This window comes from Mesorhizobium sp. P2_A8 (genome assembly GCF_056404935.1).
In genome coordinates this window covers 91583-110890 of the sequence record NZ_JBFUDB010000003.1, presented here as the reverse complement: position 1 = coordinate 110890, position 19308 = coordinate 91583, and the positions used below count along the sequence as shown (strand labels likewise).

Below are 19308 nucleotides of genomic sequence, written 5' to 3'. Positions count from 1 at the left end.
GAGCCTGCTGATGGAATGGGATTGGGATTTTGTCTGGCAGATCATGCCGACGTTGATCCAGGGGGTGAAGATCACCATCCTGGCGACGCTGCTCGGCTCGGTGCTGGCGGCGATCGTCGGGCTGGGCATCGCGCTGGCGCGCCGCTCGCCCAACAGGGCACTATCGCGCACGGTCGGTTTTCTCGCCGAGTTCATCCGCGGCACACCGCTGCTCGTGCAGCTCTATTTCATCTTCTACGTGCTGCCCGACATCGGCATCCTGTTGCCGCCGCTGGTTGCAGGTGTCATCGGGCTCGGGCTGCACTACGGCACCTACACGGCGGAAGTCTATCGCGCCGGCATCGACAATGTGCCGCGCGGTCAGTGGGAGGCCGCCAAGGCGTGCAATCTGAATGCCAGGCAAACCTGGACCCACATCATCATTCCGCAAGCCATCCCGCCGATGATCCCGGCGCTCGCCAATTATTTCATCGCCATGTTCAAGGAAACGCCGCTGCTCTCGGCGATCACCGTCCTGGAGTTGATGAACCAGGCGAAAAGCGTCGCCAACACCTACTATCGCTACATCGAGCCGATCACGCTGGTGGGTGCTTTCTTCCTTGCCATCAGCCTTTGTTCGGTCGTGCTGCTGCGCTGGCTGGAACGCCGCTACGGCAAGATCGAGAGGTAGCTCGTGAAACCCTTGCCCGAGATCAAGGTCTATCCGGAACGGCCGGTGCTCGACGACCGCCCGCTGGAGCGGCGCGTCGGCCTGATTATCCTTGCCACCGACCACACGAGCGAACCGGATTTCCGCCGCATGGTGGCGAGTGAGCGGATCGGCGTCTATGTCGCGCGCATTCCTTATGCCAACCCGACGACGCCGGAAAATTTGCGCAAGATGCAGCCGGCGCTGACAGCGGGCGCGGCATTGATCCTGCCCGACGAGCCGCTCGACGCAATCTGCTATTCCTGCACTTCAGCCTCGGTGGTGATCGGCGACGCCGAGATCGAGGCGGCGATCCAGGCCGCCAAGCCCGGCGTTCCCGTCGTCACGCCGCCGATGGCCGGCGTTCGCGGCCTGCGTGCGCTGGGCGCAAGCAAGATCAGCATTCTGACGCCCTATACGGTAGAAACCAGCCGGCCGATGGCGGCCTATTTCGCGGGGCAAGGATTCGACATCGCCAGCTTCTCTTGCCTCGGCTTCGAGGACGACCGCGAGATGGCGCGCATCGCACCGGCAGCGCTGGTCGACCTGGCACGCGAGGCGATGCATCCTGAGGCCGAGGCGCTGTTCGTGTCCTGCACGGCGCTGCGCGGTGCGCTCGCGGCCACCGGCATGGAAGAGGCGATTGGCCGTCCTGTCGTCAGCAGCAATCAGGCGACGGCCTGGAACTGCTTGCGCCTTTGTGGCGACGAGACATCCCATCCCGAATTCGGCCGTCTGATGACGTTGCCCTTGCCGCGCGATTGATGACCATGAACGAGGTTACCCCTGAGCACATTCGCGCCGCGCGTGAGCGTATTGCCGGCAAGGTCGAGTGGACGCCGACCGTGCTCTCGCAAGACTTGTCCAAGCGCCTCGGCGTTCCCGTCCACCTCAAGCTTGAACACCGGCAGACCACCGGCAGCTTCAAACTGCGCGGCGCCTCGAATGCTGTCGCTTCGTTGAGCACAGCGGAGAAGGCGCGCGGCGTGATCGCGGCGTCGACCGGCAATCACGGCCGGGCACTTGCCCATGCGGCGAAGCTCGACGGCATGCGCGCGGTGATCTGCATGTCGCGGCTGGTGCCGGACAACAAGGTCGTCGAGATCCGCCGGCTTGGTGCGGAAATCCGCATCGTCGGCAACAGCCAGGACGATGCGCAACAGGAGGTCGAACGGCTGGTGGCTGAGGAGGGGTTGGTCATGCTGCCGCCCTTCGACCATCCCGATATCATCGCCGGGCAAGGCACGCTTGGCCTGGAAATGATCGAGCAGGTCCCCGACGCTGCGCTGGTTCTGGTCCCGCTGTCCGGCGGCGGGCTGGCGGCGGGCGTTGCCGCAGCCGTCAAGGGCGTCAGCCCCAGGACCAAAATCATCGGCGTCTCGATGGCGCGCGGTGCGGCGATGAAGGCAAGCCTCGACGCCGGCCGCCCGGTGCCGGTGGAGGAACTGCCGACGTTGGCGGATTCGCTCGGCGGTGGCATCGGCCTCGACAACCGGATGACCTTCGCCATGTGCCGCGACCTCCTCGACGACGTCATTTTGCTTGGCGAGGACGAGATCGCCGCCGGCATCCGCCATGCCTATGCACGAGAGCGCGAGATCGTCGAAGGTGCCGGTGCGGTCGGCATCGCCGCGCTGCTGGCCGGCAAGGTCAACGCGAGCGGGCCGGTGGTTGTCCTTCTCTCCGGTCGCAACATCGATATGGGCCTGCATCGCAGGATCATCTGCAGCGAAGCAAATACGGAGTGTACGGCATGAGCCGGATGACGATCCTCACTGAGGCCGAACTGCGCACAATCGTGAAGCTCGATCTCGATGCCGTCGCCTGCATCGAAAACGCTTTCCGCGCACTTGCCACCCTGCCGGTGGCGATGCCGCCGATCCTGCGGCTGGATATTCCCGAGCATCGCGGTGAAGTCGACGTGAAATCCGCCTATGTGCCAGGCATCGACGGTTTCGCCATCAAGATCAGCTCCGGCTTCTTCGACAACCCGAAACTCGGCCTTCCCAGCGGCAACGGCATGATGGTGCTGCTGTCGGCCAAGACAGGCCTGGTCGAAGCGCTGCTGCTAGACAACGGCTATCTCACCGATATCCGCACCGCGGCGGCCGGCGCGGTCGCGGCGAAACATTTGTCACGGCCAGAGTCCTCGGTTGTCGCCATCTTTGGCGCCGGCGTGCAGGCCGGGTTGCAGCTCGAAGCACTCATGCTGGTGCGGCCGATTGCCGAGGCGCGCATCTGGGCGCGCGATGCCGTCAAGGCGGAGGCAACTGCCAGTGCTTTGCGTGAAAGGCTTGGCATCGCCGTGCGTGCTGAATCCGACGCTGCAAACGCGGTCGCCGGCGCCGACATCGTCGTCACCACGACGCCGTCGACCGAGCCGCTGATCAAGGCGGGATTTGTCACCGCCGGCCAGCACATCACCGCCATGGGATCGGATGCGGAGCACAAGAACGAGATCGCACCAGCCATCCTGCGCATGGCCGATCTCTATGTCGCCGACAGCGCCCGCCAGACGCGGCGCCTGGGCGAACTGCACCATGCCATTGCGGCGGGCGTGATGGCCGCAGATGCGGATGTGGCCGAACTCGGCCAGATCATCGCCGGCGCAAAACACGGCCGGCGCTCGGCCAGCGACATCACCATCGCCGACCTCACCGGCACCGGCGTGCAGGATACGGCGATTGCCACGCTGGCCCGCGACAGGGCGCGGGCGGCCAATGCCGGAACCATTTTCGAAAGCTGATGCCGGCCGAAAGAGCATGATCCGGAAAAGTGGGAACCGGTTTTCCGAGCAGATGATGCTCAGACAAAAAAATACCTGGAGCCAGATTCAACGGAGTTGAAACGGGTTCCAGGGCCCAACAAACGAGGAAGCAAAAAGAATGATGCCGAACCTGAAGTTCTCGCGCGGCGAATATGCGGAACGCCTCGCCAAGACACGGCAGGCCATGGAGGTGAAGGGCGTCGATCTTTTGATCGTCAGCGATCCCTCCAACATGGCCTGGCTGACCGGCTATGACGGCTGGTCCTTCTATGTGCACCAGGCGGTCATCGTGCCGCCATCGGGCGAACCGGTCTGGTATGGCCGCGGCCAGGATGCCAACGGCGCCAAGCGCACCGCCTATCTCGCGCATGACAACATCGTCGGCTATGCCGACCACTATGTGCAGTCGACCGAGCGCCACCCGATGGATTACCTGTCCAGCGTGCTTGCCGGTCGCGGCTGGGGCAAGCTCACCATCGGCGTCGAGATGGACAATTACTGGTTCTCGGCTGCTGCGTTCGCATCATTGCAGAAGCATTTGCCCAATGCCCGCTTCGTCGATGCCACCGCGCTGGTCAACTGGCAGCGCGCGGTGAAGAGCCCGACAGAGATCGACTATATGCGCAAGGCCGCCCGCATCGTTGAGGCGATGCACCAGCGCATCGTCGACAAGATCGAAGTCGGCATGCGCAAATGCGATCTTGTCGCCGAGATCTATGACGCCGGCACACGCGGCGTTGACGGCCCAGAGGGGCGAATCGGCGGCGACTATCCGGCGATCGTGCCGCTGCTGCCGTCGGGCGCCGACGCCTCGGCGCCGCATCTGACCTGGGACGACAAACCGATGCAGCGCGGCGAGGGCACCTTCTTCGAGATCGCGGGTTGCTATCACCGCTACCACTGCCCCCTGTCGCGCACCGTCTTCCTCGGCAAGCCGACGCAGGAGTTCCTCGAGGCCGAGAAGGCGACGCTGGAAGGCATGGAGGCGGGCCTGGCGGCGGCGAAACCCGGCAACACCTGCGAGGACATCGCCAACGGCTTCTTCGGCGTGCTGAAGAAATACGGTATCGTCAAGGACAACCGCACCGGTTACCCGATCGGCCTCTCCTATCCGCCCGACTGGGGTGAACGCACGATGAGCCTGCGTCCCGGCGACCGCACCGAGCTCAAGCCCGGCATGACTTTCCATTTCATGACCGGCCTGTGGCTGGAAACGATGGGGCTGGAGATAACCGAGTCCATCCTGATCACCGAAACCGGTGTAGAGTGCCTGGCCAATGTGCCGCGCAAACTGGTGGTAAAGAATTGAAACCGATGTCCACTCTCCGCCCGTCGCCGATCGCGCCGACCGTCGATTTCGATCGTGCAGGTGTCCAGCATGGCTACCTGCGCTTGCCCTACAGCCGCGACGATTCGGCGTGGGGCTCGGTGATGATCCCGATCTGCGTCATCCGCAACGGCAAGGGGCCGACGGCGCTGCTTTCCGGCGGCAACCATGGCGACGAGTACGAGGGGCCGCTGGCGCTCTACGATCTTGCCCGCACGCTCGACCCGAAAGTCGTCAGCGGCACGGTGATTATCGTGCCGGCGATGAACTATCCCGCCTTCCGCGCCGGCACGCGCACCTCGCCGATCGACAAGGGCAATATGAACCGCAGCTTTCCCGGCCGGCCGGACGGCACGGTGACCGAGAAGATCGCCGACTACTTCCAGCGCGAATTGCTGCCTCGTGCCGACATCGTGTTCGACTTCCATTCCGGCGGCAAGACGCTGGACTTCGTCCCATTCTGCGCCGCGCACACTTTGCCCGACAAGGCGCTGGAGCAGAAAGCTTTCGACGCGGTGGCGGCATTCGCAGCCCCGTTCTCGATGCGCATGATAGAGATCGATGCCGTCGGCATGTACGACACGGCAGCCGAGGAGATGGGCAAGGTCTTCGTCAGCACGGAACTTGGCGGCGGAGGCACCTCGCGTGCGCAAACCGTGCGGATCGCGCGGCGCGGCATCCTCAATGTGCTGCGCCATGCCGGCATCGTTGAAGGTGCGGTCGAGAAGAGCAAAACCCAATGGCTCGACATGCCGTCGGGCGACTGTTTCTCGTTTGCCGAAGACGACGGCATGATCGAAACCATGGTCGATCTTGGCGAACCTGTCGAGAGGGACGCTGTGCTGGTCCGCATCCATTCCACCGGCCGCACCGGCGTCGCCCCGCAGGAAATCCGGGCGAAAATGTCCGGCATGCTGGCGGCGCGGCATTTCCCTGGCCTGGTCAAGGCAGGGGACTGCGCGGCCGTGGTTGCGGTGGAAGTCGAGGGCTAGAAGTCGAGGGCTAGACCAGGTGATCGCCAGCTTGCTGAATGCGCCTTTGGCTCGCCAGTAGCCCTATTTCTTGCAGTCAGGTGGCACTTTGAACGATCCGGAAGCCAGCGAATTGACAAACATGAAATTGGGGGAGCCAAACTTGACGCTCCCCCGGCCGAACTCAATCGCGCAATAATCCGGAAGCCACTTCAGAAGCTTTTCTATAGGCCCGATTGTAACCCGCTCATTGGTGATCTCTAGCGTGATGCGGCCGAGGGATACGCCGGGGCCGAAAGTCGCCTCCAGCTTGTCGGGATCAACCACTCTCACAGACTTTGGGTCTGAGAGATCATCAAAGGTTACGAGATCGGGATACTCACGACGAGGTAGGACGCCGATCCCACGCTTGGTCTCTAGCGCACTGAAAATCTGAGAAGTGGTGGCGCTCACCGCTTGGCTCTGGGAATGGAATGCAAAAACCGCTCGATCGGTTTCACCCTGGTCGCGAAGCACCGCAAACAGGTATTTGCCGGGCGAAACCTCCACGAAAGAGGATTCGCCCCTGACCCAACTGTGGCCCCCGCCCGCGGTTATGGGTATCCATTTGGGATCAAGGCTGACGCCGGCCGCGATGGTACTTCCGCCAGACACGACTCCGTGCGGCGTGTTGAGTTCAAGAACCAGCTTTTGATGCCATTCCCAGCTCCTGAAGCCAAGCAGTCTCGGTCCAAGGAACCAGACAGCGAGAGCGGCGGCGATTAGAACGGCAATTGTCATGTTGCTACGGGTCAATCGCAGTCCTCCCGTCGGCGGCAATCCGACCAAACAGTTGTCCGATAGCTTGCGCCGAAATGGTTCCGGAACTTTTACCCGACCGCCATGTTCGGTCGATTACGACCAAGAGCCGGCCCTGCGCGACGACCTATCCAGAGAGCAACGCGGGGCCAGAAGACTCCTGAAGTGCAATCGTGGCGGCCTTGGCTTCTGCATTGCCGGCCGTCTAACGTGCAACGAGAAGGCTTCGATGTTGTTGGTGGACCTGCCCACCAACATACGGTGCCGTGCATATAGCCGTTTTCAGCCAATTCCCCGTATGGCAGTAGTTCGTTGATCGCAATGCGCGAGGGGGATATATCCGCCTCCGGCGCGGCGGAACGAAGCAGCACGGCGCGCAGAGTCGACATTGCAAGAGGATATCACTATATACCGGCGGCCTCGACCCGCGCGCCCTAGGGCAGCGCCGCCGAAGCGGCTGTAAATGTGTTACGGATTGCGCCATCTATTGTGACGAAAATCGGCTCGGAAACCGGAAAAAAGCAAATAGAAACAGTGGCGCAAAGCTGGGCGTGATCCCAGCCAACGGTACCGACCCCTCAGAAACAGAAAATGCTCTTGACCCCTCGATTTCCTTTGGCTCTGTGGACCTTGGACAAGATCGGCTTGCCGGTTGGCGACGACTCGGCTCGTATGGGGACATGCATCCTTTGCGGGATGTCGGCGTTTGTGATTACCAACCGGCTTTGCCGCCAGGGAACAGCAGTATGAGTGAACACGCGATCGAGTTCTTGCGGGGATGGATCGGCGAAAAGGTCCAGTGCCAGTCATCCGAGGCCAGGATCGAGAAGCAGGCCGAGACTCTGGCCAGGGAATGCGCTGCCAAGGCGGCCGAAGTCGGCATCCCCCTGGAGGATATTCAGGAAGAAGTCGGCGACATTCAGGAACTGATTGCGTCGCGGCTCGAGGAAGCTGCCGAGGCCGACGAGCACCAGCAGGCCGCCAGCAAAGCCGCGGAATAGCCGCTTAGGACAGTCCCTTCCTAGATACGCGGGCTACTCGGCCCGCGTTTTCGCATCAGCTATCCCCTCAGCCAAACTTCTCTTTCAACCACGTTTTCGGCAGCGCCGGCACGAAATTGCCGTCGCGTCCGGTCATGTCGTCATTGGCGACCAAGGCGTTGAGGATCGATTCCTCCACGGCCTGGATAACCGCATCGAAAAATGGATCGATGTCGGTGTCCGGGATAAAATCAGCGCTGGCGATGCGGCCTGATGGCGCCAGCGCCGCGCTCGCATTGGCGGTCGAGAAGGCGACAAAAATATCGCCGGAACTGTGATAGCCGAAGCCGCCTGTCATCGCGACGCCAAGCGGCACCCGGCGGGCCAGCCGCTTCATCTGGTGCGGCAGGAACGGCGCGTCGGTGGCGATGACGGCAATGATCGAGCCCTTTTCGGCACGCGGCGCGCCCTGCCTGATCGCCGGCTCGGCCAGTTCTGGCCCGGCGCGCAGGCCGCGAACCGTAAAATTGTGCCGTTTGCCGAAATTAGACTGCACGAAGGCGCCAACCGTGTAGGCGTGGCCTTGCCATTCGACGATGCGCGACGCGGTCCCGGAGCCGGCCTTGAAGCCGAATGTGATCATGCCGGTGCCACCGCCGACGCTGCCTTCCTCGATCGGTCCGCCGGCCGCGCCGTCGAGGGCCTGGGCAACATGCTCTGATGTCAAATGGTGGCCATTGATGTCGTTGAGGAAGCCGTCATAGGTCTCCGCCGCCACCGGCAGGCCCCAGCCGCTGTCGAGTGCCGGCGGCAGCACGCGCTGCATCCAGCGCAGCGTGCCGTCACGTGAGACACCGCAGGAATGCGTGTTGGTGATGGTGATCGGGAAGTTGAAAGCGCCGGTTTCCTCGACGATGTGCGAGCCGGTCAACTCGCCATTGCCGTTCTGGCTGAAGATGCCGGCAAAGACCGGCGTGGCCAGATCGGCGAGCGGCCTGGGCAGGATCGCGGTCACACCGGTGCGCACTGGTCCCTTGCCGACGACGAGCGCGCCATCGCCCGAAATCAATGTTGCATAACCGACTGTTACACCGGGCACATCGGTGATCGCGTTGAACGGCCCAGGCCTCCCGTCGAAGCCGATGCCGAAACGTCGCGCGCGCGGCTTGCCGGAAGGCGTTGCCTGATGGTTCGGATTGTCGGTCATGGTCTCAGAACAGCGATCCCTGATTGCCGGGCGCCTTGGCCTTGGCGGCTGGCTTGGCCACGGTTTTCGGTCTTGCCGTGCCGCTGGTTGCAATCGCATCGGCGGTGCCGTCGGCGAACTCCAGCGAAAGTGCCATTCCCGACGCCACCTCGGCCGCATGTTTGATCACCGCCCCGTCGGCGTCCTTCACCAGGGCGAAGCCGCGCGCCAGAACAGCCTTGTGCGAAAGCGTGGTCAGCAGGCGGTCGGCCTGGCTCAGCTGTGCGCGCAGGCGCTCGAGCCGCACGGAAATCACCCGATCCTGCCGCCGTGCCAATGCTGCCAGCGTGTCGCCTTGCAGTTTGTGGCGTCTTACGATCGGCGCCGGCGACAGCCGCGTCGCTGTGCGCGAAAATCGCGCCCGACGCTCGCGCACGATGGCAAAAAACGCTGCCTGCGCGCGGGCGAGGTCGCGCCCGGTCAGCGTGCGGGCTTCATTGATGCGCCGCGACAGCGTGGCCGGCGTCAGCCTTTGGCCTTGAAGCCGTGCCCGCTTGCGATCGACGCTGACAGACAGCGCCCGGCCGAGCCGGCTTGTCGCCTCGTCGAGGCGGCGGCGCGGCAGCGCCAGCAATTGATCGGGCGAGGGCAGCGCACGAGCCGCCGCACGGGCTGCCTGCCGCTTGCGCTCGAAATTGCGCAAGACCGCCGCCTTGAGCCGCGCGCCGAGGCTGGCAAGCGTCGCTTCGAGGTCGGCCTTCACCGGCACGGCAATCTCGGCGGCACCTGTCGGTGTCGGCGCCCGCACATCCGCGACGAGGTCGATCAGCGTCCAGTCGGTCTCGTGGCCGACAGCCGAGATCACCGGAATGGCGGAGGCGGCGACAGCGCGCGCCAGCGCCTCGTCGTTGAAGCCCCAAAGGTCTTCGAGGCTGCCGCCGCCGCGCGCCACGATCAGCAGATCGGGGCGCTGGATGGCGCCATCCCAGGCCAGCGCGTTGAAGCCGTTGACCGCGGCGGTCACTTCCGCGCCTGCCGTCTCGCCCTGCACGCGCACCGGCCAGACCAGTACATGCAATGGGAACCGGTCCTTGATGCGGTGGATGATGTCGCGGATGACGGAACCTGTCGGCGAGGTGACGACGCCGATGACGCGCGGCATGAACGGCAGCAACCGCTTGCGGCCGGTGTCGAACAGACCCTCGGCCTGCAGCCGGCGCTTGCGCTCTTCCAGCAGCGCCATCAGGGCGCCGGCGCCGGCGGGCTCCAGATTGTCGATGACGATCTGGTAGTTGGACTTGCCGGGATAGGTGGTGAGCTTGCCGGTGGCGATCACTTCCATCCCCTCCTCGGGGCGGAATTTCAGCCGGCTCATCGTGCCCTTCCACACCACGGCGTCGAGCCGCGCGCGATCATCCTTCAGCGCGAAATAGGCATGACCGGACGAATGCGGTCCGCGATAGCCCGATATTTCGCCCCGCACCCGCACATTGCCGAACACGTCCTCGACCGTGCGCTTCAGCGCGCCTGAAATCTCGCTCACCGTGTATTCGGTGGCATTGGTGCGTGATTCGGATGCTGCCTCGCTCATCGGCTGATTGAGCGGCTGTTGCCCGTCCGCGTCAAGGCGGCAGCCCGCGTTCGACTCAGAACGGATTTCATAACGCGATCTTAAGCCTGCTTTGATTGAGTAAGCGATCCCGGAGATAGCCACTACGCATGAGCATACGCGCGCACCGCAGCCCATTGACGTTTCAGGTTACCATGACCGTGCTGGCGCTTGCCGTTTTCGCACTCGCCATGGTTGTCGGCTTCGGCTTCTACGCCACGATGCAGGCTGACCGGGTTTCGCTTGAGCGGCAGAAGATATTTCTCGCCGATGGCCTTCAGGATCAGATCTCAGCGGTGGAGCGCGAGCAGGAGAGCATCACCGTTTGGGACGATTCCGTCATCAATGCAAAGGCCGGCAACGAGCAATGGATGGTCGAGAACATCAGCGTCTGGATGTACACCTATTACGGCCATGACCGGGTCTATATCCTGGATGCCGCCAATCATCCGGTCCATGCGATGCGCGAAGGCAAGGTGGTGGCGTCGGCCGACTACGACGAGGATGAGCCCGTCCTGCGGGCAACGGTCGAAAGGCTGCGCGGGCTGATCGCCCGGCCGTCGGATGCGGACCAGGCCGGCGGCCCGGCCAAGATGGTCGCCGAGGACCTGGTGTCGCTTGGCGGCAAGCCCGCCATCCTCAGCATCGCGCCGCTGGTGCCGAGTTCGGACCGTGTCACCCAGGCGCCAGGTAGCGAATATCTCCATGTCGCGATCCAATTCATCAACGACGCCGTCATCGGCAAGATCGCCAAAAAATATCTGCTCGATGGCGCACACCTGCTGCCTCTGTCGCAACCGGTCGGCGCGGCCTCCATTCCGCTGATTGACTCACATGGCCTGATCCAGGGCTATATCGGCTGGGATCAGGAGCGTCCCGGTCTGACGCTCGTGCGCAAGGCCGCTCCCGCCCTGATCCTTGCGGTCTTGGTCGCCGCCAGCATGCTTGCGTTCCTGCTGCGGCGGCTGCGCCGCGCATCGTCGGCATTGCAGACCAGCCAGAGCGAGGCCCAGTATCTCGCCTTTCACGATACCCTCACCGGTCTCCCCAACCGGGCTCTGTTCGAGGACCGGCTGCGTCGTGCGCTACTGACGGCCACACACGAGGCGGTGAAGGTGGCTCTGCTCTATCTCGATATCGATCGCTTCAAGCATGTCAACGACACGTTCGGCCATCCCGCCGGCGACGAACTCGTGCGCCAGACGGCGGCCCGGCTTCAACAGACAATTCGTGACGTCGATACGGTGGCTCGGCTCGGTGGCGACGAGTTCGCCATCATCCTGATCGATGTCCGCAACATTCGGGATGCCGAGGATGTCTCGGAAAGGGTGCAGCAAGAACTGCAGCAGCCCTTCAAGCTGATGGACGACCAGGTCTTTGTCAGCGCCAGTATCGGTATCGCCTTGTCGACAGGGCCCGAGGCCGACGCCGACGACCTGCTGCGCAGGGCCGACATCGCGCTGTATGAAGCCAAGAGGAATGGCCGCGGCCGCTACCAGGTCTTCGCCGGCGACATGGACGACCTGTTGCTGCGCAAGCGCAAGGTCGAAAGCGAACTTCGCAAGGCCTTGGCCGGTGGCGGCGGCATCAAGCTGGCATATCAGCCGATCTTTGCCGCCGACGGCAGGACGATCCTCGGCGCCGAAGCGCTGATCCGCTGGGCGCATGAAATCCATGGCGCCTTGCCGCCGCAACAGTTCATCGCCATTGCCGAGGAACGCGGCTTGATCGGCGAACTCGGCAAATGGGTGCTGCTCGAGGCCTGCCGCTTTGCGGTCGGCACGCAATTGCCCTGGGTGGCCGTCAATGTCTCGCCGCTCCAGCTGCGCGACGCCGGGTTCGCCGACAAGGTGGCGTCGATCCTTGCCGAGACCGGGCTGGCGCCGGCGCGGTTGCAGCTCGAGATCACCGAAAGCGTGCTTCTGGAAAACAACGACACCACTAGGATGGTTCTGGCGGCCTTGCGCCAAACGGGCATCGGCGTCGCGCTCGATGATTTCGGCACCGGCTATTCATCGCTGAATTACCTGCGTCGCCATGCCATCGACAAGCTCAAGATCGACCGTTCCTTCGTCCGGCTTCTCGACGATGACCGTAGCTCCGCCGCAATCGTCAAGGCGTTGATCGACCTTGCCATCGCTCTGGATGTCGAGGTCACCGCGGAAGGCGTCGAGACCGAGGAGCAAAAGGCATTGCTCGTCGGCATGGGCTGCCATCAGTTGCAGGGCTATCTGCTGTCACCGCCGCTCGAGCCCGTTCAATTGCTGGCCCTCGCAGGCCCGTCGCGTGGCGAGGGTGAGCCGGCTTCGGCGCTTGGTTGACCTACCTGGCAGGCAGGGTCCGGCCTACCAGCCCGGCAGGATCTGGTTCGGCTTGGTTCGCCTCATCTTGGCAAAGGCCAGTGCCGCGAAGTCGAATGTCCCTGCCTCTTCGCCGATCGGTACCGAGATATTGTCCAGGCTTTCCGAAATATGGCGGGCAAGCGCATCGACGATCTCCGGTCGCGACGTCTGGCCGCGCATGATGCCGATGCGGCAATCGGGCAGGGCACCAAAGCCGTCGGCTTCACCCAGCACCCGCATGCCGGGCCTCAGCGCACATTCCGGCAGCACCGAGATCGCCAGGCCGGAAAGCACCGCGGCGGTGATGACGGTTGCCGAGAAGCTGGTGAACAGGATGCGATAGTCGCGCCTCTGCTGGTCGAGCACATCGACGGCAGCGCGCCGCCAGATGCAGTTCGGCCGGCCAAAGGCCATCGGCAGCGTCTGCTGCTCGTGCGTCGCATGGTTGGCCGAGGTGACCCACAGCAGTGGCTCGCGCCGCACCACCTCCGACTGGCCACGCACATCGTTGTGCGTCACCAGCGCCAGGTCGAGATTGCCGCGCTTGATATGCTCGACCAGCCCCGGCGTCGGCTCGCAGATGACGGTCAGTTCGACGCGCGGATTGGAGCGTGTGAACCGTGCCATGATCTCAGGCAGGAAACGGTCGGCATAGTCGTCGGGCGTGCCGATGCGGATCGTGCCTTCAAGCCGCCGGTCGTCGAAGGCGGCCAGTGTTTCGCGGTTGAGATAGAGCAGCCGCCGCGCGTAGGAGAGCAGCTTGTCGCCTTCCTCGGTCAGTCGGTTGGTGCGCCCGTCCTTTTCGAACAGCGGCTTCCCGATCCGCTCCTCCAGCCGGCGCATCTGCATCGATACCGCCGACTGGGTGCGGTGCACCTCTTCGGCCGCCCGTGTAAAGCTGCCGGTATCGGCAATCGAGATGAAGGTCTGCAATTGATCGAGATCGAGCGGCGCTTTCATCGGTCCAATCCATCACCAGTGTTGATGCTAAAGATTAGAAACATTCGTTGGATTAATCAATCGGCTGATGGCAAATTGCGCTTGTCCACATGAAGGCATGTGAATCGAAGCCGGAACGGCCGCTGTATCCAGCGCCGATCGCAAGGCTTTGCCCGCCCTACAGCGCCGCGCGTCCKTTGGACGCGCAAAGGACGCTGTAGAAATTTGAGTTTGCGCATGATCCTTTTCCGAACCTTCGGTTCGGGGTCATGCGGCAGTCTGAAGGAGACCGACATGACCACGTTTGATTTCGCCACCGAGACCTCGCGCATCACCTCGCGTCCGGCCGTTGCGACGCGCGTGGCAAACACCGTCTCCAACATCTACCGCGCCTGGAAAAACCGCCGCGCCTTCTATCGCCTTGGCGAGATGTCGGATTCCGAACTTGCCGACATCGGCCTGACGCGCGCCGACCTGCATGTCGCCATCGACGTGCCATTTGGCCGCGACCCGACGGCGATGTTGCGCGAAATCGCCAGCGATCGCGTCGAAACGATCGAGGATATCGCCCGCAAGGTGGCCTGATCGTTTGGCTTGATTGCTATCGTTCCGTTCGCCGTGAACCTTTTTGAGGTTCGACGCGACTGACGAGTATGCGGGCCCCCACTCCCTGCCGGATCCCCGCCGGCCGGCCTGCAGTCTGCCCGGTCCTCCCAGGACCGGGCTTTTCTTTTTCTGCTTGGCCGAAGGTTCGCTGCCAGCTACCGCCGGTCCATATCCCGCTTGAACTGGTCGAAGATCGTTTCCACGCCCTTCTGGTACTCGTCACGCTGCTGGGCGCCGGTCTCGAACATCTTGCCGAACAGGTCGTCGAATGGATTCCTCGGCCGGCCACTCGGATTGGTCTGCGGCTGCGGCGCCTGTGGCGCCTGACGCTGCTGTGGCGCCTGTGGCTGTTGCGGCGCCGGCTGTCCACCCCCACCGAAGCCGCCCCCGCCACCTTGCCGCAGCATTTCCTCGAAGATCTTTCCCAGAGGATTGTCGCCATAGGGGCTCTGCGTCTGTTGAGGCTGTGGCTGAGCCCGGCCTTGCGGCTGCTGCGCCCCACCGCCGAACATGTCTTGCAGCACCTTGCCGAGCGGATTGTCGCCGTAGGGATTGGGCGCCGGCTGTGGCTGGCTTTGCGGCTGCGGCGTCCCGCCGCCGAACATGTCCTGCAACACCTTGCCGAACGGATTGTCCATCGGGTTCTGCGGCTGCGGCGCCTGGCGTGGCTGCGGAGCCGGGGCCTGCATGCCGCTCTGCCGCATCATCTGCTCGATGATCTCGCCGAGCGGATTGTTGCCGCCGCCGCCAAAGCCGCCGGCGGCCTGCATCTGGTTTGTCGTCTGCTTGAACAGCCCGCCCATGACCATCGAGGCGATGGCCGGCAGCATCTGCTGCAGGATCTGCTGGCTGACGCCGCTCGCCTGCGCCGCCTGGCTGGCCACGGCGCGCGACAGGTCCTTCGAGCCGAACAGATGTCCCAGAATGCCGTTGCCCTCATCGACGCCTTGCGGCGAGAAGGCTCGGGTAGCGTCCTCGAAATATTTGGCGTGCTGGCCGCTTGCCATCGCCGTCATGAAGGCGCCGAGCCCATAGGGGTCGGCAGTGTTGCGCTGCAGCCCCTGCGAAAAGGCCGGCAGTAGAGCGGCAACGGCCGCCTGTGTCTGCTGCATCGAAAGCCCGTATTGTTGGGCAAGGGCCTGCATGCCACTGCCGTTCTGGGCCTGCGCCAGCATATCGAACAAAGTAGGCATCGGCTTCTCCTCCGGGAAATCCTAGGGTGGAGAGCCTAATTCGTTTCGATGACCGATTGAAGCGGCTTTTGCCAATCAGTTGGCCGCGCCGACTTCGCAGGATCAATAGGCGTATTCCATGAACACCGGCTCGATCGAGCCACCCCAGCGCGTGTGATACGCGGAGAGCATCTCCTCGGCGCTGGTGGTGCCGCGCGCGACAACTTCGTCCAAAGTGTTGAGGAACGAGGTCTCGTCATAGCCGTCGCGGTTCTTGCGGCCACGGTTCTTCAGCCCCATGCGCGAGATGACCATCACGTCGCGGGCGATCTCGCGCAGCGTGGTGTTGCGGAAGGGCGCGGAAATGCCTTGTTCCGGCACCGCGTTGCGCATCGCCAGCACTTCCTTGTAGCTCCAGCTTGAGGTCAACGCCTCCGCCGCGTCGAGCGCGGCCTCGTCATAGAGCAGCCCGACCCAGAAGGCCGGCAGCGCGCAGATACGCCGCCACGGCCCGCCGTCGGCGCCGCGCATTTCCAGAAAACGCTTCAGCCGCACGTCCGGGAACAGCGTCGACAGATGGTTCGCCCAGTCGCCCATTGTCGGCAGCCCGTCCGGCACTTCATTGCGCGCGGCCCCGGCCATGAACTGGCGGAAGGTGATATGCGTCATGTCGTGATAGTGGCCGTCGCGGATGACGAAATACATCGGCACGTCGAGCGCCCATTCGACATAGTCGGCGAAACCGAAATCGGGCGAGAAGCAGAATTCGAGCAGGCCCGAGCGTTGATTGTCGGTGTCGCGCCAAATGTCGCCGCGCCAGCTTTGCAAGCCGTTCGGGTGGCTGTCGGTGAACGGCGAATTGGCGAACAATGCCGTCGACAGCGGCTGCAGCTTCAGTGACACCTGCATCTTGCGGCGCATGTCGGCTTCGCTCTCGAAGTCGAGGTTCACCTGGATCGTACAGGTGCGGTACATCATGTCGAGGCCTTTGGTGCCGACCTTGGGCATGTAGCGCGTCATGATCTCGTAGCGCGACTTCGGCATTTTCGGCGTCTCGGCCAGCGACCATTTCGGGCTGCCGCCGAGGCCGAGAAAGCGGATGCCCATCGGCTCGGCGATCTCGCGCACCTGCGCCAGATGCGCATTGCCCTCGCGGCAGGTCTGGTGGATCGTCTCCAGCGGCGCGCCGGACAGCTCGAACTGGCCGCCGGGTTCCAGCGAAATCGCGCCCTGGCCGGTCGGCTCGACCAGGCCGATGATGCGCCCGTCATCGATGATCGGATCCCAGCCGAGCTTTGACTGCATGCCTTCGAGGATGGCGCGGATGCCGCGCTCGCCGCCATAGGGCACGGGCGCGTTACCGTCGACATAGAACGGGAATTTCTCGTGCTCGGTGCCGATGCGCCACTTGTCGCGCGGCTTGTTGCCTTCGGCCAGATGCTCGACGAGCTCATCGACGCCTTCGATCGGGCGGAAATCGGTTGTGTCGCGCGCCATTTACAAGCCCTCCGGGACGGTTGGACAACCGCCGGCGCTAAATGGACGAAATGTCAGCAGACGATCAAGCGAAAAATCCTGAGCCAGAGGTCAAGAGGAATTGAACGGTACAGTCCTGTCCGTCCCTTGCGGAGATGAAGTCTCACCAGTCTCCGACCGTTGCCTGGATCACCGCAAGGGCGGCCACCGCCGCCGTGTCGGCGCGCAGGATGCGCGGGCCAAGCGGAATGGCTGTGACGAAGGGCAGCGCCCGCAGCGTCTTGCGCTCGTCGTCGGAGAACCCACCCTCCGGCCCGACCAGCAGCCCAAGCTTCTTTTCTTTCACCGCCTGCAATGCGGACAGCGGATTGTTGGTCGAGGCGTCCTCGTCGCAGAAGATCAGCCGCCGCTCTTTGCCCCAGCCGGCCAGCAGGCGGTCGAACTTTTCCGCTTCGCGCACGTCCGGCACCGCCAGGATGCCGCATTGCTCGGCGGCTTCGACGACATTGGCGCGCAGGCGATCGATCGAAGGCTTGGCCACTTGCGTGTGCTGGGTGATGACCGGCTGCAACACGCCGGCGCCCATCTCGACCGCCTTCTGCACGAGATAGTCGAGCCGGCCCTGCTTCAGCGGCGCAAAGCAGTAGATGAGGTCGGGCAGCGGCGGCTGCGGCCGTTGCAGTGCCAGGACCTTCAGCCGCACCGCCCTTTTTGATTTCGTGGCTATGGCCGCCGACCACTCGCCGTCGCGGCCGTTGAAGACAAGGATTTCGGCGCCTTCGCCGAGCCGCAGCACATGCAGCAGATAATGGCTCTGCTGCTGACCGGCATCGAACTCGACATCCGTCCCGAGGTCGTCGGGCACGAACAGGCGTTGCATCTTGTAATTGGCGCGCATCGCCGAGGAATGGGCGAGCCGGCCGCCGCCGTCAAGCCTCGGCGGATGGATGCCACGCCGGTCGAAAGCCATGCCGCAGGACGGCGAGCGTCGTGGCCGGCGTCAGCAGCGCAAGCGGCTTGCCGTGGAGGCCAACGGCGGGTGGTCCATATCCAGCGAACGACCAGCACAGTGCCTTGCCGGCGCGCAAGGCATAGGCATTACCGCCATCCGCAACCATCGCGCCATCCGGCAGGCCGGCGACCACTTCAAGGGTCACCATCGGCGGCTTGCCGCCCGACGCCAGCCGCTCCTTGTGCAGCCGCTTGTCGACCTGCGGCGCGCGCGGTTCGGCAATGCCGAAGGCTTCGCCGAAGCGGGCGACGAAATCCTTGGCCCGTTCACGCTGGCAAAAGAAACAGGGGCGATGCCCGGCCGCCAGCGCCGTCACCTCGTCGAGGAAGAACAGCTCGGTCCAGCCGGCCTTGCCGCCCAAATGGTCGTCGCTCTTCCGGTTGCGGCCCATCGGATCGCGCCGCACATTGCGGAACTGGCAGACGCAGATAATCCATGCCGGAAGCGTCCACCGCTTTTTCAGCAGTGTCTTTGTCACGGGATCGTGGATGATGCCGCGATTGCCGGTGAACAGGCCGCGCTCGGGCACGGCGTGGATAGCACCGAACGGATCGACCCGGTTCTGCAGTGGCATAGCTTTCTCCCGCAACACGCATCTTGGCTGCAATGCAGGCGGCATGATATCGCTCGTCGCATCATTTTCATGTCAGCAGGGTTTTTCATGCGGGTGCTGGTCGTCCAGAACTACGACAATACCGGCCTTGGCCAGGTTGGCGCCGCTCTTGCCGAGGCGGGTGCCGATCTCGATCTGCGCCTCCCCTACAAGGGCGATCCCTTGCCGGACGACGCGGCCGGGCACGATGCCATGGTGGTTCTCGGTGGCGGCCAGAATGCGCTGGCCGACGACGAGTATCCCTATTTCCCGGCATTGCTCGAACTGACGCGCGATTTCGCCGACAAGGACCGCGCCGTGCTCGGCATCTGCCTCGGCAGCCAGCTGGTTGCCCGCGCCTTTGGCGGCGAGAACCGCATCGGCGGCGCCAACGAGTTCGGCTGGCGCGGCGTGTCGCTGACGCCCGATGCCAAGGCCGATCCGGTGCTCGGCGAGCTGCCGCAAAAATTCCCGATCTTCCAGTGGCACGACGACACGTTCGTTTTGCCTGAAAACGCGGTGCGGCTCGCCGGCAACGATGTCGCCGAGAACCAGGCGTTTCGCGTCGGCCGAGCCGTCTACGGCTTCCAGTTCCACTTCGAGGCCGATCGGCCGATGGTGCAGGACTGGAGCACGTCCTTTGCACCGACCATCGCCGCGCGCCATCCCGACTGGGCTGGCGAGCTCGATGGCGAAATGGCCCGCAACGGGCCTGACGCCGATGCTGCCGGCCTCGCCATCGCCCGCGCCTGGGTGGCGACGATCTGAGCGTCTGTCCTTCGCGCCCTCCCGCGTGACATAATTGGCACGCGGCGGTGAAACCGCCTGGGGACAATCCGTTTC

Annotated in this window: 18 protein-coding genes; 10 read left to right on the top strand and 8 right to left on the bottom strand. The window is 63.8% G+C overall.

Annotation, left to right across the window (positions count from 1 at the left end; translation table 11 throughout):
* Positions 1 to 10: 10 nt before the first annotated feature.
* From ehuD to doeB, 6 genes are all read left to right on the top strand, one after another.
* Positions 11 to 670: an ectoine/hydroxyectoine ABC transporter permease subunit EhuD gene (ehuD, locus tag AC1D10_RS10100; RefSeq protein ID WP_379021871.1), complete on the top strand. Its 660-nt coding sequence runs from the start codon at positions 11 to 13 to the stop codon at positions 668 to 670.
* A gap of 3 nt (positions 671 to 673) precedes the next feature.
* Positions 674 to 1453, top strand: coding sequence for an ectoine utilization protein EutA (eutA, locus tag AC1D10_RS10095; RefSeq protein ID WP_477271145.1), 780 nt, complete (start codon positions 674 to 676; stop codon positions 1451 to 1453).
* A 5-nt stretch (positions 1454 to 1458) separates the two neighbouring features.
* A complete protein-coding gene (gene eutB / locus AC1D10_RS10090; RefSeq protein ID WP_477271143.1) occupies positions 1459 to 2445 on the top strand; it encodes a hydroxyectoine utilization dehydratase EutB in 987 nt (328 codons plus the stop codon).
* On the top strand, positions 2442 to 3434 hold the full coding sequence (locus AC1D10_RS10085; RefSeq protein ID WP_477271141.1) for a cyclodeaminase: 993 nt from the start codon (positions 2442 to 2444) through the stop codon (positions 3432 to 3434). Before eutB ends, AC1D10_RS10085 begins: the two co-directional genes overlap by 4 nt.
* 139 nt (positions 3435 to 3573) lie before the next feature.
* Positions 3574 to 4764 carry an ectoine hydrolase DoeA gene (doeA, locus tag AC1D10_RS10080; RefSeq protein WP_477271139.1) on the top strand — a complete coding sequence of 397 codons (1191 nt, stop codon included), beginning with the start codon at positions 3574 to 3576 and terminating at the stop codon, positions 4762 to 4764.
* 5 nt (positions 4765 to 4769) lie between these two features.
* On the top strand, positions 4770 to 5774 hold the full coding sequence (gene doeB / locus AC1D10_RS10075) for a N(2)-acetyl-L-2,4-diaminobutanoate deacetylase DoeB (RefSeq protein WP_477271137.1): 1005 nt from the start codon (positions 4770 to 4772) through the stop codon (positions 5772 to 5774).
* Between the two features lie 63 nt (positions 5775 to 5837).
* Here doeB and AC1D10_RS10070 read toward each other — a convergent pair whose 3' ends face one another.
* Positions 5838 to 6548 (bottom strand): hypothetical protein, encoded by a 711-nt coding sequence (locus AC1D10_RS10070; RefSeq protein ID WP_477271135.1) that lies wholly within the window; start codon positions 6546 to 6548, stop codon positions 5838 to 5840.
* Positions 6549 to 7297: 749 nt separating this feature from the next.
* Here AC1D10_RS10070 and AC1D10_RS10065 point away from each other — a divergent pair.
* A complete protein-coding gene (locus AC1D10_RS10065) occupies positions 7298 to 7552 on the top strand; it encodes a hypothetical protein (RefSeq protein WP_379093175.1) in 255 nt (84 codons plus the stop codon).
* Between the two features lie 67 nt (positions 7553 to 7619).
* Here AC1D10_RS10065 and AC1D10_RS10060 read toward each other — a convergent pair whose 3' ends face one another.
* Positions 7620 to 8738, bottom strand: coding sequence for a DmpA family aminopeptidase (locus tag AC1D10_RS10060; RefSeq protein WP_477271133.1), 1119 nt, complete (start codon positions 8736 to 8738; stop codon positions 7620 to 7622).
* Positions 8739 to 8742: 4 nt separating this feature from the next.
* On the bottom strand, positions 8743 to 10308 hold the full coding sequence (gene xseA / locus AC1D10_RS10055; protein WP_477271131.1) for an exodeoxyribonuclease VII large subunit: 1566 nt from the start codon (positions 10306 to 10308) through the stop codon (positions 8743 to 8745).
* 128 nt (positions 10309 to 10436) lie between these two features.
* On the opposite strand from xseA, the gene AC1D10_RS10050 reads away from it, so the two are divergent.
* A complete protein-coding gene (locus tag AC1D10_RS10050; RefSeq protein ID WP_477271129.1) occupies positions 10437 to 12647 on the top strand; it encodes a bifunctional diguanylate cyclase/phosphodiesterase in 2211 nt (736 codons plus the stop codon).
* Between the two features lie 24 nt (positions 12648 to 12671).
* Here the strand turns inward: AC1D10_RS10050 and AC1D10_RS10045 are convergent, their stop codons facing one another.
* The gene (locus AC1D10_RS10045) at positions 12672 to 13628 is read right to left on the bottom strand and encodes a LysR substrate-binding domain-containing protein (protein ID WP_379093163.1); all 957 of its coding nucleotides are present in this window, start codon (positions 13626 to 13628) and stop codon (positions 12672 to 12674) included.
* A gap of 273 nt (positions 13629 to 13901) precedes the next feature.
* Here AC1D10_RS10045 and AC1D10_RS10040 point away from each other — a divergent pair, with 273 nt between their 5' ends.
* Positions 13902 to 14192 carry a DUF1127 domain-containing protein gene (locus tag AC1D10_RS10040; protein WP_379093160.1) on the top strand — a complete coding sequence of 97 codons (291 nt, stop codon included), beginning with the start codon at positions 13902 to 13904 and terminating at the stop codon, positions 14190 to 14192.
* A 176-nt stretch (positions 14193 to 14368) separates the two neighbouring features.
* Here AC1D10_RS10040 and AC1D10_RS10035 read toward each other — a convergent pair whose 3' ends face one another.
* The 4 genes from AC1D10_RS10035 to AC1D10_RS10020 form a co-directional block, all read right to left on the bottom strand.
* Complete coding sequence (locus AC1D10_RS10035) at positions 14369 to 15406, bottom strand: DUF937 domain-containing protein (protein ID WP_477271126.1); 1038 nt, start codon at positions 15404 to 15406, stop codon at positions 14369 to 14371.
* Between the two features lie 102 nt (positions 15407 to 15508).
* Positions 15509 to 16882: a glutamate--cysteine ligase gene (locus tag AC1D10_RS10030; protein WP_477271124.1), complete on the bottom strand. Its 1374-nt coding sequence runs from the start codon at positions 16880 to 16882 to the stop codon at positions 15509 to 15511.
* 142 nt (positions 16883 to 17024) lie between these two features.
* Complete coding sequence (locus AC1D10_RS10025; protein ID WP_477272068.1) at positions 17025 to 17759, bottom strand: 16S rRNA (uracil(1498)-N(3))-methyltransferase; 735 nt, start codon at positions 17757 to 17759, stop codon at positions 17025 to 17027.
* 31 nt (positions 17760 to 17790) lie between these two features.
* Positions 17791 to 18447: a hypothetical protein gene (locus tag AC1D10_RS10020; RefSeq protein ID WP_477271122.1), complete on the bottom strand. Its 657-nt coding sequence runs from the start codon at positions 18445 to 18447 to the stop codon at positions 17791 to 17793.
* A gap of 87 nt (positions 18448 to 18534) precedes the next feature.
* Here AC1D10_RS10020 and AC1D10_RS10015 point away from each other — a divergent pair, with 87 nt between their 5' ends.
* Entirely contained in the window at positions 18535 to 19233 is a 699-nt protein-coding gene (locus AC1D10_RS10015) for a type 1 glutamine amidotransferase (RefSeq protein WP_477272066.1), read from the top strand.
* Positions 19234 to 19308: the final 75 nt, after the last annotated feature.